The organism is Streptomyces sp. NBC_00203 (assembly GCF_045206325.1).
Classification (GTDB): Bacteria; Actinomycetota; Actinomycetes; order Streptomycetales; family Streptomycetaceae; genus Streptomyces; species Streptomyces lutosisoli.
This window is the reverse complement of record NZ_CP108126.1, coordinates 10,487,775-10,503,038: the sequence shown is the minus strand read 5'-3', so window position 1 is coordinate 10,503,038 and position 15,264 is coordinate 10,487,775. Positions and strand designations below refer to the sequence as shown.

Sequence of the window (15,264 nt, the reverse complement as noted above, 5' to 3'; positions counted from 1 at the left end):
ACAATCGAGCGGCAGCAGCACTAGCGTTGCCTCGTCACCTAGCGATGCTAGATACCAAGAGGGGTCGTCATGCTCAACGCACTCGAGGTCGTCACCACCGTGGTCGTCGGCGTGATGGTGGGGGTGGAGTTCTCCGTCGCCTTCGTCATGAACCCGATCCTCAACGCGCTCCCCGAGGACAGCGGCCAACTCGGCCACGCCCACGGGGGCCGGATGCTCGGCGCCGTGATGCCGTTCTGGTACATCGGCTCGCTCGTCCTCGTCGCGGTCTGGGCCGTCGCCGGACGGCACCACCACGGCGCCGGCCTCGTGGTCACCGCCGGCGCGCTGCTGCTCCTCAGCGTGGTCATGTCGATCCTGCTGCTCGTCCCGATCAACAACCGGAACAAGACGTGGACCCCCGACAACCGCCCCGCCGACTGGAAGGAGCAGATGAACCGCTGGAACCGCTACCACTACGTCCGCGTCGCCATCATCATCGCCGCCTTCGCCCTGCTGGCCGCCGCCCTCACCTGAGCCCGCGGGCCGACACCGCGCCGGTGGCGCACAATCCCCACTCCCCGGGCGGCAGCGGGCCAACGAAATCCCGACATCCGGGAATACAGCTGCCACCGAGAGCCCACCACTGCGATCCCGACAAGCTACGCCCCTCGATGCGATCGAAGAGGTCCCCGACCGCTTCTCCGACCGGGTGTTCGCCTTCGACCAGTTCGGACCGCTCGGGATCCGGCCCACCGCGGGCTCCGGCCGGGCCGAACGGAAACGTCCCGAGCAAGTGCCGGCCACCTACTGTCTTCCTCGCCCGGACCTGAAGCGTCCGACGAGGCTGCGCAATTGAACGAGCCTCGCCCACTGGAGATCGTTTACGGGAAAGCCTTGGCTCGACCAGTCACGACCGCATCCTCTATCCCACGCCCCGCGCAGGCCACGCCGGATCCTGTAGCAACGTCCACATTCAGTCTCTACAGTCACCGCATGGCCACCGAGACCGAGCACCGAAGTCAGCCCGACATCGCCGCGATGCTCACCGACCAGACGAGCGCCTGCAAGGCAGCACGCGACGCCATCGCCGCCGGCGACGAGGTAGTGGTCTGGGACAGGGAGGTGCCCCAGTGGATGGTCGCCGGCATCGCTTCAACGAGGCTGAGATGGTCGTTGAAGCGCGGCCTGACGACCCTCGGCCTCGACGAGACCGTTGAGATCCTCGCTCGGCACCGCGACGAGCAACTGCGTACCGGCGTCATCGACGCAGCAGACCGGTCCTGGTTCTTCACTCTGTACTTCGACGCCACCGGGACCGAGCTCTTGGCGTGCAGCGGTGTCAAACGCACTCCGAGGCCCAGCACGAAGGACTCGTTCGAGCCCTGAGCTGATCCGCATCCGCATCACCCACCCTCTGCCCTACCGCAGCCGCCACTACCTGCAGAATCTCAGCTTCGAGGAGCAGGTCGTAAAGGCAGGCAATGCCGAATCATCTCAACTGCGGCCAGGTGCTACGGGACAAGCCTTAATCTCTGCTGCCTCGGGCTTGGCGGTCCAGGAACTCAATCAGACGTGTTTCCGAACGTGCAAGCCTCTCCCGTTGTTCGCGGGGAAGCGAAGCGAGGGCGTCGACCAGGACCCGCTTTCGCGGGACGTGCACCATGTTGCCGCAGTAGATCCGGCAACTGGAACACCAGGCGAGTCCGATGCACCGCTCGAACATGGAGGACTCGGGCGGATGGAATCGGTACTGGTACGAGCGGACGGGCGTTCCGCAGGCGGCACAGATCCGGCGGTCCCCGTCGGAGACCGTGTCCCAGGTCCCGATCTTGCGCCAGTGCTGCCGCCCGATCGGTGCTCTTCAAGTCGTCATGCCCAGCATTCTCTCCCGCAGCGAGTCGCTCGGCACAGCCGTCCCGGCAAAGCGACCGCCGGGTTCGAAAAAACGCCGGCCAGCCACCGGCCACGAGGCGGGACGCGTCCTCTCCACCGGCGAGGCATACAGCCGCCCCGCCCACCACAAGGTCGGCACCAAACCGCGCAGAGCAGGCTGACAAGCAACATGCAGATCAGCACACTGAGCACATGCGATATGAGGAGAGGACGAAGTTAACCGTCGTGAGGGCCCTGGTCCTGGTGGCCATCCTCATCTCCTCCCCGGCACTGCTGCTAGCTGGGGCGCCGATCCGCCGCAGGTACCTCCGCTACCTCTACCGGGATGAGGCCCCGCAGGTCCTGGAGAAGAAGCAGGGCTGGGTCAGCGTCCACTACTTCGTGATCACCAGCCGCCTTCTCGAATGGCTCTGCTGGCCCACGGAGTCACTCGCCCGTTGTGCCGAGGCTCGATAGTTGTCACCGGATCAGATGGATGACGTAGTGAGTGGGATTGGTCAAAGCAGTCTGATTCACCAGCGAGGCAAGCGGCCTGTCACACACCTGACTTGGCAGCACTTCTGTCACCGGCTACGGGAGGGTGTGTGACAGGCCCGACAGTTCATTGGATCAGGTCGGTGTGTGGATGCTCGGGAGAGGTCGGGCAAACGTAGAGCTGCATATTGTCCGTGCTGCCTACTTCGACCTTCGTCGGCTGCGCCGGGTCCTGGCCAGCGCGATGACCGGCAGCAGAGGCGGCGGCTTGGTCTTCGTACGGCGCCCAGCCGCGTCGCGAACCACCGTCCCATTCGAAGGAGGCGATGGTCAGCAGCGGGGCCATTTGAGCGTCGCAGACAGTGCAGTATCGGCGGTACGGGTCGGTGCGGCCCCATGGCGGCCAGCCCCCGACCTTCCAGCCGGGAGCGTCAGCCAGATTGCAGTCATAAAACTCCGCCGGATAGTCCGCGTACGAGCCGTCCACGCCCACGCCGGCCGCCTGCCATCTGCTCCAGTCCCCCACCGCCAGCCGCATCTCCGGGCTCAAATCGAGGCTGTTGGGGTACTCGGTGATTGCTTCTGGCGCCAGCAGACACGGCTCCGGCACATAGCCCGGGTGGTTCGCCTCATACGGTTCCGGTGGTGTGGCGAGGACATCGACGACCGTGGCGGCGGACCGCCAGAACACTGCAGTCGCGGGCTTGTAATCCGGATCGTGGTCGTAGGGACACCAGAGAACCTGGAGCAGATCGGCCTGTCCGGGCGGCCGCAACAGGGGTATGTCGCGCAGATACAGCTGGGCCACGGGCAACATGGGGACCGGGCACTCCGCGGGCCAGGGAGGACCGGCGTCGAGTCGCTTCGCGAGCCTCGTGGCATTCTGTTCCTTGGTCGCCTCCTCCTCGGGCGTGAACGCGGGACCATGGGGATCACGGTGTTGCCGGGCCCGCCTGCGCCTCTCCAGCCGTACGTCTGCCGGCGACCGGCGGAACCCACTGTCCAGGTGCGCGCTTTCGCAATGTGGCCACGGCTCCTCAGCCGGCCACAGCAACGGCCCCCCGACCGAGCTCTCCCCTATCGAAGGCGACCCGGGACGAGGATGCAGCCGAATCGCAGGACGCGCCAACGAAGCCAGATCAGGAAAGACCGCGGTCACCTCGACAGGCCGCGGCGGAGTCGTACGTACGAAAACCATGCCGGTGATCCTGCCACCAGCCACCGACAGTCCCCTGCCACCTCAACCGGCGTCAACGCTCACCTGGCTACAACGCCCACCAACCCAGCCCCGTGACAACACGTCTGCCTATGTGGCAACTACCGTGCCTCGGCTCACCCGTCTCGCCTCACGCCGGGTTAAGAGACAAGCTGACGTCGACCCGGTTCAGCAGGACGGTGACGGAGTCCGAGGGGGCCGGCGAGTTGGTGCCCGTGAAGATTGCCCGCAACTGGAGGTCGCCATCGTCGGTCAGGGCGCCGGTGTCCCAGGTGAGCGCAGGCGTGACGCCGTCGGTCATGGCGACCGGCCAGGTGACCGCGCTGCCGTCGGAGCTCTGGGTGACGGCGGAGGCGGGGATGTCCGACCACGTGTCGGCCTCGCTGCGCCGGTACTGGAAGGTGGCACCTATCAGGTCGGCGGGCCCGGCGGCCGTAAGGGTGACGGCGTTGCCGGCCTCCTCTTCGCCCATCTGAAGAACTTACGGTTCCTCACCAAGCTCCGCACTGACCCCGCTCGCGCCACGCACCTGCTTCACGCTGCTCGTACTGACGAACTTCGAGGCCACTACAGACAATTGATCCATACCGCAGGCAGCCCACGACCAGCACAAGCACCCGGAACAAGGCCGAGGGTGTCGACCACGACGTGGCGCTTGCGGCCGTTGATCAGCTTGCCGCCATCGAAGCCGCGGCTGTCGGATCCGACGACGGCGTCCGCCTTTACCAACTGGGAGTCGATCACGCCCGCGCTCGGCTCCGGATCCCGCCCGGCCAGCCGCCGGACCTTGCGGCGGAGGCGGTCGTGGAACTCCCGGACCAGGCCGTGATCGCGCCAGCATCGGAAGAACGCGTAGACCCGGTCCCACGGCGGGAAGTCGGCCGGTACGGCCCGCCACTTAGTGGCGTTGTCGACCACGTAGCGGATCGCGTCCAGTATCGCGCGGTGGCAGAACGCCTCCGGCTGGCCGCCCCGGCCCCGCAGCCAGCGCGGCACCGGCAGCAGCGGCCAGACCGCCGTCCATTCAGCGTCGGTCATGTCAGACGGGTACCGTCGCACACGTTCCCCGTGATCGGCCGCGTTCCCGTGCGCGTGCGCGAGACAATCACACCGTCGGGCCACCGAGTTGGACGGATCCGAGGGCAGCGCGGAAGACTTCGGCACAGGGCCTCCTGTTGCACGTGGACTTCGACCCCCACGAGCTGCGCAGGGGGCCTGTCTCCAAGCGCGCACGAGCCGGAGATCCCCCAATCGGGCGACAGGCCTCGAGTCGCGTGTTTTCAAGATCGGCAGCGGACTTCTTGCTATCGGTCCAGGCCGCAGGCAGCCTCGGTGGTTGTGAGCCACCCGAGGTACCAACTGGCGAAGTCCAGTGGAAGGCCGTCGGTGTCGCGCATCGGATGAAGATCCGTGCCGTTGCAGCGCGGGTCACGCCACATTCGGCCGCGTTCCGATCCGGTGACGACCAGCCAGACCATCAGCCCGCAGCCCTCATCACACAGGCAAAGCGCCCCGGCTGTGCGGCGCGGATCGTACTGCACCTCGCCCAGACGCTCCTCCCACGCCTCAAGGGCTGCGTCGAGATCGGCGGGGTCGTCGAACTCCTCCTCCAGCGGCCGCTCACCCAGGATCCCCACCGTTGCCACCGGATCCGCCCCTCCCGGGAACACCTCCGCGAACATGCCCGGCTCGACCTCCTCAATGAGCTCTCCAACCCAGTGCCAGCCCGCGGAACCCTCGCGCCGCACCGGGAGAATGCCGTAAGCCGGGCCGGCCCCGCCGGCTCCGACATGCAGTAGGAACGAGCGATAGTCCTCGGGCAGGTCAACGTCCAGCCACGCTTGGAGGTCGGCCACCTCGGCGGCGGTCAGAGTGGCATCGAGCGCAAAGCCGTGCGCCCTCGCCCCGAACACCTTGTCGCTGCCCGGCACTGCGGCCAGAGCCAGAACCCGATCACGCACCCCGGTCCAGTCAGTCATGGCGCCCGACCCTACCGGCGACCCGGCGCTCGGCCTGCTTGGGTGGGCGACACCGGCGACTGGAGACGCCGCCGCCGAGCGCAGCAAGACCGCGAGAGCACCCGACCGAGTGGCCAGCCTCGAACTCCCGACCATCAAGAGCGGTAGAGCAACAGCCACTTACGTTGTTTGAAGGATCGCGGCAGTTGCGGCGAGAGCCGTTCGCATCGACCGCGCAGCCAACGCGTGGTTGCCCATGGTGTTCCGTGCTCACCGCTGTCCCCTCCGAACCGAACAATTGTCAATTCCCGTGGATCGCTGGGTTACTGACCTTGCTGGCGTGATGTCGTTGGGGTCGACAAGCTGTGGTTGTCGCAGTAGGCCGGTCATATGAGGTATCCGCAAGGGGGCGGGCTGACCGCGGAGCGACGGGTGTTTCGCGAGCACATCCGGTTGCAGGCGGGCGAGTTATTCGCCCTGGAACACGACAATGCCGCGGTCGCCAAGCAGTTACGTGTCAGCGTCCGGTCGGTGCAACGATGGCGCCAGGCATGGGAGCACGGCGGAACATCCGCCTTGGAGTCGCAAGGGCCGGCGTCCAGGCCCAAGCTGAGCGAGGCACTGTTCGAGGTGCTCGAGCAGGAGCTGGCCAAGGGGCCGGTAGCGCACGGCTGGCCGGACCAGACCTGGACGCTGGCGCGGATCAAGACGCTGATCGGGCGCCGGTTCCACAAGAGCATGACGCTGTCGGCCATCGCGCAGATGCTGCACCGGCACGGCTTCAGCCACCAGGTCCCCGCCCGCCGCGCGATCGAGCGCGACGAAGAAGCCGTGAGCGGCTGGGTGAAGGAGACCTGGCTCCAGGTGGAAACGCCGTGGCGGCGCTCGGGGCCTGGTTGTGCTTCGAAGACGAGGCCGGGTTCTCGATGGGCTCAGTCAAGATTTCCGTGAAGGGGTGACGGAGCGTGACTTGGGTCAGGCCAGGAGGACTCGTTTGCGGAGTAGTGCGAAACCGGCTCTCCCATACATCTGTCGCTTCAGCATCTTGATCCGGTTGACGTGGCCTTCGACAGGACCGGAACTCCAGGGCAGCGTAAGGCCCGCGGTGACAGCCTGGTGATCACGCCGGAGCCCGTCGGCGAAGGCGTGCAGGGCGGGCAGGTCGTCGGCGTGGACGGCGTCTGTCCATGCTGGCAGGCTGTTTCCGCCGAGATCGCAGACCATCCGCGCGAAGGCATGCACGTGGCTGCGGACGGCAGTCAACTCCGGGCACCGGCTGAGTACTTCGCCCAGATGGCGTTCTTCGTCGTCGCGCAGGTGTTGGGGGTTCCACATGATCCAGTTGGTGACCTGCTGCGGTTTGAGCACCGGGGCCGGCGACCGGATGGAGCCGAGGCCGGTGCGAAGCGGCCGGAGATAGCGGCGCACCGCTTGCGGGGTTCGTCCCGGGTAGCCCTGAGCCTGGATCTCCCGGAAGAGACGGGCGGCATCGGTGCATCCTTCGTTCCAGCGCCGGATCGGGTAAGGCTTGTAGTCGTCCAGGCGTGTGGTGCGAAGGGCGCCTTCGATGAGGCCGTCGAGGTTCTTGCAGTGGGCATAGCGTTCCGCGGTGTGCCGGGCAAGGCCCAGCTCCCGCGCGATGGCGCTGATCGTCCATCCGCGGGCCAGCAGTCGGTGAACTGCCTTGTGTCGCTCTCGCGTCCGGGTGACCAGCCACTTCTCCGCGCCGGTGTCCGGATTGAGCGTCGAGGGCGGAGCCGCGGCCATGCGCCGGGCCGAAGGGGTGCTCACCTCAGTTCCTTGCAGACAAGGACGGTGAGCGATCGCGGTGCGCTCGACAGCGGTGGCCAGGTTGTCCCATAAATGCCACCGGTCGGCCACCTGCAGCGCGTCCGGAGCGCCTGCGCGGGCCGCCTCGGCATAGGCGCCGGCCCGGTCCCGGCAGATCACCTCGACCCCCGGGTGTCCGGCCAGCCAGACAGCCAAGGGTTCCTTCTCCCGGCCGGGCAGCAAATCGAGGACGGCACGGGACTCGACGTCGACCAGCACCGTCCCATATCTGCGCCCACGTCGGGTGGCGAAGTCATCCACCCCGAGCACCCGCGGTGAGGGAGGGCAGGGGTCGGGCAGCGCCATCAGCACGTTCAACAACGTCACTCTGCTGACGGCGATGTGGAGTACGGCGGCAAGCCGGGCGCCTGCCCGGCCCGCAAGTGCCAGGGCAATCGCCTGTACCAGGACCACCAGCACCACAGTGCGACGTCCATAGCGGATGGTCAGGCCCTCGACCTGTTCGGCAAAGGTACGACGCGCACAATCAGCGACATCGCAGAACAGCCGCCGCACTGACAAGTCGACGACCACCGGACACCCGCCCAAGGCGGCGTCCGCCAGGTGTCTCCGATACCGACTGTGGACCCGGTACGAGCAAACACCGCACGACGGACATGGAAACGCACGGTCCAGGGTGCGGGCCTTGACCCGCACCACGCCGTCCTCCACCCACACGTGTTCCACCCGCACCTTCTCCAGGTGCGGGAACACGATGCCCAGCAAGTCATCACACACGGCAGACCATGCCACCGGAATGACGCTCCGTCACCCCGTCACGGAAATCTTGACTGAGCCTCTCGATGACGCCGCCCACCGTCCGCACCTGGGCCAGGCGCGGGCACACACCCGTCATCCGGGTCCGGGGACGCTCCCAGCGGCGCATCTCCATTGCCGCTCTGGCCTGCTACAAGCAGGGCGAACGCTCACACCTGATCTACCGGCCCAAGCGGCACGTCGATCACAAGCGGGGCGGCAGACGCAGTTTCGCCTGGACCGACTACCGCGATCTGCTCATCGCCGCCCACCAGCAACTCGGCGCGCCGATCGTGTTGGTGTGGGACAACCTGAACGTGCACAAAGACCGCCGACTGCGGGAGTTCGTCAACACCCACGACTGGATCACCTGCTACTTCCTGCCGGCCTATGCACCCGACCTCAACCCCGTCGAAGGCGTCTGGTCACTGCTGCGACGCAGCAGCCAGGCCAACACCGCATTCACCGACCCTGACCACCTCATGAGCGAGCTTCGGCACGGTCTCCGCCAGATCCAGTACCGCAGCAACCTCATCGACGGATGTCTCGCCGAAACCGGCCTCACCTTGACGACATCACGGCAACAACGTCAGTAGAGCAACGGGTTGACGCTTTGGATGACCTGCCATCCGGAGGCCAACGTGCCCGACATGAGACGCTGGACGCCATCTCCTCGGAGAGCCACGAAGGCGGTGACGCCAATGTCGAGTTCTGCCACCCGATGCCCGTAGACGACGGCCTGCGTCAGCGTCAGGTCAATCGCTTGTGCTGAACCGCTGAGCCAGTTGAAGCGGGCACCGCGACGGACCGGCCCCCGCAGACAGCGCACAGTGACAGTGGCCTTTTCGAAGGACGCGACGATGACCCGGTCAATCTGCAGTTCTACGCTGCTTCGACGGCTGCCGGGGCCGGGGATCTCGCTCACGCGGCTGCCTCCTCTCGCTCGACCAGGATGTCGCTCTTGAACCGGGCACCCGCGCGGACCAGGGGCACGTAGTGGGTGCCGATTATCGCGCGCCAGCGGGCCTGGGCGGACTCGACGAGCTTGAACACCATCGCAAGGGCCGCGGCCGGGCTGCCGGCGCCGCGAGTGACCTTGGTGCGGAGCTTGACCGTGGAGAACGTCGACTCGATCGGCTTCGTGGTCCGTAGGTGGATCCAGTGCTCGGCCGGGAAGTCGTAGACCGCCAGCAGTTCCTCGGCGTCGTCGGTGATCTTCGCGACGGCCTTAAGCCACTTGGTGCCGTAGGTGCGGGCGAACGCCTCGATCGCCTTCTGGGCGTGGGTCCGGTCCTCGGCGTTGTAGATCTCCTGCATCGCCTTCGTTGCGCCCGGCTGAGCGGACTTCGGCAGGGCGTTCGGGACATTGCGAGTGTGGACCCAGCAGCGCTGGTGGCGTGCTGCGGGGAACACCCCGGCCAGTGCGCTCCACAGTGCCATCGCACCGTCGCCGACGACCAGCTCGGGGTCGCGCATGCCGCGTCGGCGGCACTCACGCAGCAGGCAAGGCGATGTCGTCGTGGGCCACGACTGGGCGCGTCCGGTGTCGCCGGGGCAGCGGACGATGCCGTCGTCGCCGGCGGGCACGATCCACGGCGACACCACTCCGCCCCCGCCCGCAGCCTCAACCAGCCCTCCCCACCTCTACGGCCAGGTCGTTGTCGACTGTGTAGTAGGGGCGCAGAATGGCACCGCCGACTGTGACCGGTGGGTAGACGAACACCTCCTTGCGGTCCGCCACGTCGTCGAGGAGACGAGCGACCCGGATGAGAGGTGCTTCCGACGTCGGCTGGATGAAGACGTCCCAGACGCCGCTCCCGGCGCTCACCTCGGCGGCCAACTCCTCGTAGTCGACCGTGAAGGAGAAGCTTCGGTCGTCGTCTCCGGCCCGTGGCTCCAGTGCGTGTACCGTGCCGCCGTCCCGCAGGCGCAGGCGCACAACGGCTCCGTCCAGGAGCGGGGTGCCGTGCAGGCGTGCGCCGACCGTCATCGACCGGTCCGTGACGTTGATGCCGTCGACCTCCGCGTGGGCGGGGCGCAGCCAGGCTCGTACGGCGAGGTATCCGTCCTTGGTGACGTACGGGATCCGGACGGCCAGCGGTGACGGCCGATCACGGAGGTGTCCCCCAACGAGTGCCCGCAGGTCGCGAAGGCCTGGGCGCACACGCTGCCGCTCGGAACTCGGGTCCTGGAGCAGGTACACGTCCCACCGGCCCTCCGGAAGAACGGGTTGCGGGCCCAGGACGGCGCGTCGGCGACCGTCGGCGGCGGGCTCCAGGTCGAGGGTATGAAAGGCCTTTTCGGACTGTCCCTTCTTCGGGCGCCAGCGCAGCAGCAACTGCTGTCCGTCGGCAGGCCCCGGCGGCAGGTCGAAGGTGATCTGGCCGTTCGCATCGACCGCGCAGCCAACGCGTTGTTGCCCATGGTGTTCCGTGCTCACCGCTGTCCCCTCCGAACCATGCGCAGTGCGTGGCCGGCCGCGGTAAATGCGGCATCGCGGGCGGCGTAGCCCTGGCCGGCCAGGACGCGGTGAACGCGGGTGCGTTCTTGCACGATCGGTCGCCCTGCCCTTCTCGCCGAGACCGCCTCGGCGAACAGCCGCTCGGCCTGCTCGACCACAGGGCCGGGAGCGAACCGCCGCGCGTTCTCCAAGGCCGAACGGCCCGTACGACGACGCCGCTCGTCATCACGGACCAGTTCCAGCAGGGCAGCGCCCAGCGCGTCACGGTCCCCGACCGGCACCAGTCGGCCGTCGACGCCGTCTTCGATGATTTCACCGGGTCCATAGGGGCAGTCGGTGCTCACCACCGGCAGGCCACAACGCATCGCCTCGACGATCGTCATGCCGAACGGCTCGAAGTTGGAGGCAGCCGCACCGATGGAGCCCTTGACCCACTCTGCCTCCATGGGGGTCGCCGCCCCCATCAGGAAAACGTTGTTCCACAGGCCGAGATCGGCGATGAGCTGCCGCAGCCGAGCGTGCTCCTTACCCTTGCCGTAGATGCGCAGATGCCAGTCCGGGTGTTCTGCAGCCACCACCGCGAAGGCCTCGATGAGCAGGTCGTAACGTTTCACCGGGACCAGTCGGCCGGCTGCGACGACCACCTTCGCGGCACCGTCCGCGGCCGGCAGCGCCGGATCCGGCACGCTGTTCGGGAGTGCCTCCACCCGTACACCAGGCAGCCTCATCTTGCGCCGGTAGGAGGCGGCGTCCGCCTCGGTCACCGTGGTGAGCGCGTCGAGCCGGCGGTAGGCCCGGCGCAACGTGTTGCGCAGCCGTGGCGGGTGGTGGTCCAGGGTGAGGTGCTCCTGCCCGATGCGTACGACGTGTCGCGGAGCCTGGAGCGCGAGATGCACATTGAGCCCCGGCCGGGTACCGATCACCACGTCGGCGTCGATTGTGGCGAGACACCCGCCGATCCGCTGGTCGGTCAACTCGCTGTACTGCAGGTACCGGTACTCGGCGCGGGGGAACACCTTCGCCGGCCTCAGATGCAGCGGATGCTCCTTCTCCTGCCTGAGGTCCACCAGCGGCCGCAGCGACACCCTCGGGTCCAGGGTCAAGTTCGGGTGCTCCCGGTGCCGCAGCACAGAGACGATCTCCACCTCGTGGCTCTTGGCCAGGGCGTGGGCCAGGTTGAAGGTGGTGGTGATCGTGCCTCCGATCCCGTAGGCGTTGTGGAGCAGGAAAGAGATCTTCATGGCGGCTTAGACCAAGACAACTCCCTTACGGTTGCTCCCCGTTACCACTTCGTAGTGGCCACTCGATGCGGAGGGAGGCATTCAGGTGATGGCTGCCGGGTAGCAGGAACTCCCGCCTCGAGCGTCACTACGTCAGCTCGGCCTGCTCGGCCTCGTTGCTCGGGACGCGACCGCAGTGGCCTGCACACTCAGGGGGCGATAAAACGGGCGCGGTCGTGGGCTCCCCGGGCGGCTCGTCGGCTACGGAGCGTGGCAGCCCGAAGGCCGGGAAGACACTGATGTCGCCGAACCAGGTGATCGCGGTGATCGAGTTAATTGCTCGACTGGCACGGACGGCGAGCGCCAGCCCATTCGGCCGACTGCAGGGCACTGCTCGCGGTACGGGGACAGGACCTGTGGGTAGGGTCCCGATGCCGGAGTCGCCGGATCGAGGGGGGCATGGTGACGGGTGTGGAAATAGCGGTCGGATACGTGTTCGCGTGGCTGGTCGGGAAGGCCCGACGCGTGGCGGGTCGGGCTGACGCGGAAGTGGATCATGGCTTGGACGCGGGGATGGACCGGCTGCATGAACTGGTCAGCCGCAAACTCGGACAGGATCCGGCTCTGGAGCGTGCCCGAGAGGAAATCGAGGCTGGTCACGACGAGCCCTCGGAGCGCACTCGGCGAAGGCTCACGGACTCCCTGGACGATGCCGCTGACCGTGACCCTGCCTTCGCCAGGGCTGTAGAGAAATTGCTGGTGGAGCTTCAGGCCGCTGTCGGAGCGGACTGCGAGGTGTCAGCCACGGATGACGGTCCGGCCATTGGGGGGAGCGTGCACATCCACGCCGAGGCCGGATCAGCGGCAGCGCTGCGGATGGGGAACGTGACAATCGGGTCCGCTGGGAACCCTCGATTGCCGGGTCCGGAGCGGGGCTGACCGGTCCCGGCAGAGGTGACTGCCCGTCACAGGCTGACGCGCATCAGGGGCGCACCGGCACAGCCATAACCGGGGCTGTCGGTGGTATCGCTGCCGCCAGCATCGGTCAGGTCCAGCAGCACATCATCCACGCCTCGCTGTGGTTGCGAGCCGAGTGGCCGCATCAGGTCGGATTGATCCCGCCGCAGGCCGAGTGCTTTCGGGAGCGGACTGCCACAGATCGCCTTGTGCACGAAATGACCGAGGGCGGAACGGCCATGATCGGGTCGACGGGCGCGGTGCTGGCGGGAACGGGCGGGGTCGGTAAGACCCAACTCGCCGCCGACTACGCTCGCTCCGTGTGGCGAGACGGCGAAGTGGACCTGTTGCTGTGGATCACCGCCCAGGACGCTACGGCGGTCGTGTCCGCGCTCGCGCAGGCCGGGGTCGAGGTGCTCGGTGTGGACCCCACCGACCCCGGGCGCGCGGCGGCAGCATTTCTGGCCTGGTTGGAACCCAAGGCGCAACAGCAGCTCTGCCGATGGCTGATCGTGCTGGACGACGTGGCCGACCCTGCCGACCTGCGCGGCCTGTGGCCGCCGTCCAGCCCGTACGGCCACACCCTTGTCACGACCCGTCGCAAGGACGCGGCCCTCACCGCGGGCAGCCGACGCCTGATCGAAGTCGGCGTCTTCGGACCGGCCGAATCCCTGGCCTATCTCACCGATGCGCTGAAAAACCATCGTCGCAACGAGCCGGACGAGCAGCTCGCCGCACTTGCCGACGATCTGGGGCATCTACCGCTGGCTCTTGCACAGGCCGCCGCGTACATCGATGACGCCGACGTCAGCTGTGCTCGTTACCGGGGACTGCTTGCTGACCGAACCCGCACGCTCGCCGACGCCGCCCCCGACACCTTGCCGGACGGCCAGACCCACCCAACAGCCGTCACCTGGAGCTTGTCCATCGACCGCGCCGACGCCCTGCGTCCCGCCGGTTTGGCCCGCCCTCTGCTCTTCCTCGCTGCGTTCCTCGACCCCAACGGGATTCCCGACGCGGTCCTGATCAGTCCGCCCACGCTCGCTCACCTCACTGATCACCACGGCCTGCGGCAAGGGCGATCAGGGCAGGTCACTGCCGACCAAGTGCAGCTCGCTCTACGGGCATTACACCGGCTCAGCCTCGTCGACTACACGTCTCACGGCATGGTCCGGGTTCACCAGCTCGTTCAGCGTGCCGTTCGCGATACTCTCCTGCCCGCTCACCGCAACTGCGTAGCCCGTACTGCGGGTGACGCTCTCCTGGCAGCTTGGCCCGACACCCAACGCGACAGTGCGTTTATTCAGGCGATGCATGCCAACACCACCGCCCTCATGACCTACGCCTTGGAAGCTCTCCATGAGCCTGACCTGCACCCCGTACTTTTCCGGGTAGGCGACAGTCTTGGGGAGAGCGGTCAAGTCGCCGCCGCTGTCGATCATTACCATCACCTTGTCGGCACGGTCACCCATAGCCTGGGCGGTGATCATCCTGCCACCCTCGCCATCCGCCACAGCATTGCACGGTGGCGAGGCGACGCGGGAGATGTGTCCGGTGCAGCTCGCGCCGCAGCCGAACTGCTGGGTGACCGGCTGAGGGTGCTCGGCCCCGACCACCCTGACACGCTCGCCACCCGGCACAACCTGGCCCACTGGCAGGGGCTGTCGGGGGATGCGGTCGGCGCTGCGGCCGCGTTCGCGGAGCTATTGAAGGACCGTTTGCGGGTGCTCGGTCCGGATCATCCACGCACTCTCACCGCCCGCAGCGGTCTGGCCCACTGGCAGGGGCAGTTGGGGAATGCGGTTGGCACTGCGGCCGCGACCGCGGAGCTGCTGGAGGACTGTCTACGGACGCTTGGCCCCGATCACCCTCAGACCCTCACCACGCGCAACAGCCTCGCCCGGTGGCGCGGCGAGGCGGGAGATGTGTCCGGTGCAGCTCGTGCCACGGCCGAACTGCTGCAAGACCGTCTGCGGATACTCGGCCCCAATCATCCCCAGACCCTCACCACGCGCAGTGGTCTTGCCCGTTGGCAGGGAGAGGCTGGCGACGTGGCGGGTGCTGCAGTAGCGACGGCAGACGTGCTCGATGACTGCCTGCGGGTGTTGGGTCCCCGCCACCCCCTCACCTTCATCACCAGGGCGCACCTGGCTCGTTGGCAGGGAGAGGCAGGTGATTCGACCGGTGCGGTGACCTGCCTCATCGAGTTGCTGGATGACTGTCGGGCGGTGCTCGGTCCCAATCACCAGCACACGCAGTTCATCCGTGAGAGCCTCGCTCACTGGGAAAGCCAGGGCGCCGAAGAGCGCAGGCGACAGAGTCCGTAACCGGTTGGTCGAGTGCGCGCGAGCGGTGGCGCGCCCAGACCTGTGAATTCGCTCAGGGGTACTCATTGCCCCACTCGGTTCGGTGGCCAACGGAGTGGGTCGACCGAGCGAGTGCGGAGCAGGCGTGGAGTCGCGGCTGCCCGTTCGCGAGACGTGTTCGGTGTGCCGGGTGGTCATGGGGGCGGTAAGA

At 67.3% G+C, this 15,264-nt stretch carries 15 protein-coding genes and 2 pseudogenes; 7 read left to right on the top strand and 10 right to left on the bottom strand.

Annotation, left to right across the window (positions count from 1 at the left end; translation table 11 throughout):
* The first annotated feature begins 69 nt into the window (after window positions 1-69).
* From OG975_RS46650 to OG975_RS46635, 4 genes and pseudogenes are all read left to right on the top strand, one after another.
* Window positions 70-516, top strand: a complete 447-nt coding sequence (locus OG975_RS46650) for an anthrone oxygenase family protein (RefSeq protein WP_406335869.1) — start codon at window positions 70-72, stop codon at window positions 514-516.
* Between the two features lie 133 nt (window positions 517-649).
* Window positions 650-790 (top strand): annotated as a pseudogene (locus OG975_RS46645) (IS630 family transposase); the annotation flags it as partial.
* A gap of 185 nt (window positions 791-975) precedes the next feature.
* Window positions 976-1,368, top strand: coding sequence for a hypothetical protein (locus OG975_RS46640; protein WP_406335867.1), 393 nt, complete (start codon window positions 976-978; stop codon window positions 1,366-1,368).
* A 699-nt stretch (window positions 1,369-2,067) separates the two neighbouring features.
* A complete protein-coding gene (locus OG975_RS46635) occupies window positions 2,068-2,331 on the top strand; it encodes a hypothetical protein (RefSeq protein WP_406335866.1) in 264 nt (87 codons plus the stop codon).
* A gap of 145 nt (window positions 2,332-2,476) precedes the next feature.
* Here the strand turns inward: OG975_RS46635 and OG975_RS46630 are convergent, their stop codons facing one another.
* From OG975_RS46630 to OG975_RS46615, 4 genes are all read right to left on the bottom strand, one after another.
* The gene (locus OG975_RS46630) at window positions 2,477-3,547 is read right to left on the bottom strand and encodes a hypothetical protein (protein ID WP_406335865.1); all 1,071 of its coding nucleotides are present in this window, start codon (window positions 3,545-3,547) and stop codon (window positions 2,477-2,479) included.
* Between the two features lie 148 nt (window positions 3,548-3,695).
* Window positions 3,696-4,037: a hypothetical protein gene (locus OG975_RS46625; RefSeq protein WP_406335863.1), complete on the bottom strand. Its 342-nt coding sequence runs from the start codon at window positions 4,035-4,037 to the stop codon at window positions 3,696-3,698.
* Between the two features lie 95 nt (window positions 4,038-4,132).
* Entirely contained in the window at window positions 4,133-4,603 is a 471-nt protein-coding gene (locus OG975_RS46620) for a transposase (protein WP_406335862.1), read from the bottom strand.
* Window positions 4,604-4,869: 266 nt separating this feature from the next.
* A complete protein-coding gene (locus OG975_RS46615; protein ID WP_406335861.1) occupies window positions 4,870-5,544 on the bottom strand; it encodes an SMI1/KNR4 family protein in 675 nt (224 codons plus the stop codon).
* A 369-nt stretch (window positions 5,545-5,913) separates the two neighbouring features.
* Here OG975_RS46615 and OG975_RS46610 point away from each other — a divergent pair, with 369 nt between their 5' ends.
* Window positions 5,914-6,474 (top strand): winged helix-turn-helix domain-containing protein, encoded by a 561-nt coding sequence (locus OG975_RS46610; protein ID WP_406335860.1) that lies wholly within the window; start codon window positions 5,914-5,916, stop codon window positions 6,472-6,474.
* A gap of 24 nt (window positions 6,475-6,498) precedes the next feature.
* Here the strand turns inward: OG975_RS46610 and OG975_RS46605 are convergent, their stop codons facing one another.
* The gene (locus tag OG975_RS46605) at window positions 6,499-8,106 is read right to left on the bottom strand and encodes an ISL3 family transposase (protein ID WP_406335858.1); all 1,608 of its coding nucleotides are present in this window, start codon (window positions 8,104-8,106) and stop codon (window positions 6,499-6,501) included.
* A gap of 50 nt (window positions 8,107-8,156) precedes the next feature.
* Here OG975_RS46605 and OG975_RS46600 point away from each other — a divergent pair, with 50 nt between their 5' ends.
* Complete coding sequence (locus OG975_RS46600) at window positions 8,157-8,705, top strand: transposase (protein WP_406335856.1); 549 nt, start codon at window positions 8,157-8,159, stop codon at window positions 8,703-8,705.
* On the opposite strand, the gene OG975_RS46595 is transcribed toward OG975_RS46600, so the two are convergent.
* From OG975_RS46595 to OG975_RS46575, 5 genes and pseudogenes are all read right to left on the bottom strand, one after another.
* Window positions 8,699-9,034, bottom strand: a complete 336-nt coding sequence (locus OG975_RS46595; protein ID WP_406335855.1) for a hypothetical protein — start codon at window positions 9,032-9,034, stop codon at window positions 8,699-8,701. The genes OG975_RS46600 and OG975_RS46595 overlap by 7 nt on opposite strands.
* Window positions 9,031-9,612 (bottom strand): annotated as a pseudogene (locus OG975_RS46590) (transposase); the annotation flags it as partial. The gene OG975_RS46595 and the pseudogene OG975_RS46590, both read right to left, overlap by 4 nt.
* A gap of 121 nt (window positions 9,613-9,733) precedes the next feature.
* Window positions 9,734-10,549, bottom strand: a complete 816-nt coding sequence (locus OG975_RS46585) for a transferase (RefSeq protein ID WP_406335853.1) — start codon at window positions 10,547-10,549, stop codon at window positions 9,734-9,736.
* Entirely contained in the window at window positions 10,546-11,811 is a 1,266-nt protein-coding gene (locus OG975_RS46580; protein ID WP_406335852.1) for a glycosyltransferase family 4 protein, read from the bottom strand. The genes OG975_RS46585 and OG975_RS46580 overlap by 4 nt, the downstream gene beginning before the upstream one ends.
* A 944-nt stretch (window positions 11,812-12,755) precedes the next feature.
* Window positions 12,756-12,962: a hypothetical protein gene (locus OG975_RS46575; RefSeq protein ID WP_406335851.1), complete on the bottom strand. Its 207-nt coding sequence runs from the start codon at window positions 12,960-12,962 to the stop codon at window positions 12,756-12,758.
* Window positions 12,963-12,965: 3 nt separating this feature from the next.
* Here OG975_RS46575 and OG975_RS46570 point away from each other — a divergent pair, with 3 nt between their 5' ends.
* On the top strand, window positions 12,966-15,074 hold the full coding sequence (locus OG975_RS46570) for a tetratricopeptide repeat protein (protein ID WP_406336758.1): 2,109 nt from the start codon (window positions 12,966-12,968) through the stop codon (window positions 15,072-15,074).
* Window positions 15,075-15,264: the final 190 nt, after the last annotated feature.

Coding starts and splice junctions, on each gene's coding strand:
- OG975_RS46630 (WP_406335865.1), bottom strand. CDS start 3,547: ATGGTTTTCGTACGTACGACTCCGCCGCGGCCTGTCGAGGTGACCGCG.
- OG975_RS46640 (WP_406335867.1), top strand. CDS start 976: ATGGCCACCGAGACCGAGCACCGAAGTCAGCCCGACATCGCCGCGATG.
- OG975_RS46635 (WP_406335866.1), top strand. CDS start 2,068: ATGCGATATGAGGAGAGGACGAAGTTAACCGTCGTGAGGGCCCTGGTC.
- OG975_RS46625 (WP_406335863.1), bottom strand. CDS start 4,037: ATGGGCGAAGAGGAGGCCGGCAACGCCGTCACCCTTACGGCCGCCGGG.
- OG975_RS46620 (WP_406335862.1), bottom strand. CDS start 4,603: ATGACCGACGCTGAATGGACGGCGGTCTGGCCGCTGCTGCCGGTGCCG.
- OG975_RS46600 (WP_406335856.1), top strand. CDS start 8,157: ATGACGCCGCCCACCGTCCGCACCTGGGCCAGGCGCGGGCACACACCC.
- OG975_RS46570 (WP_406336758.1), top strand. CDS start 12,966: ATGACCGAGGGCGGAACGGCCATGATCGGGTCGACGGGCGCGGTGCTG.
- OG975_RS46610 (WP_406335860.1), top strand. CDS start 5,914: ATGAGGTATCCGCAAGGGGGCGGGCTGACCGCGGAGCGACGGGTGTTT.
- OG975_RS46650 (WP_406335869.1), top strand. CDS start 70: ATGCTCAACGCACTCGAGGTCGTCACCACCGTGGTCGTCGGCGTGATG.
- OG975_RS46580 (WP_406335852.1), bottom strand. CDS start 11,811: ATGAAGATCTCTTTCCTGCTCCACAACGCCTACGGGATCGGAGGCACG.
- OG975_RS46615 (WP_406335861.1), bottom strand. CDS start 5,544: ATGACTGACTGGACCGGGGTGCGTGATCGGGTTCTGGCTCTGGCCGCA.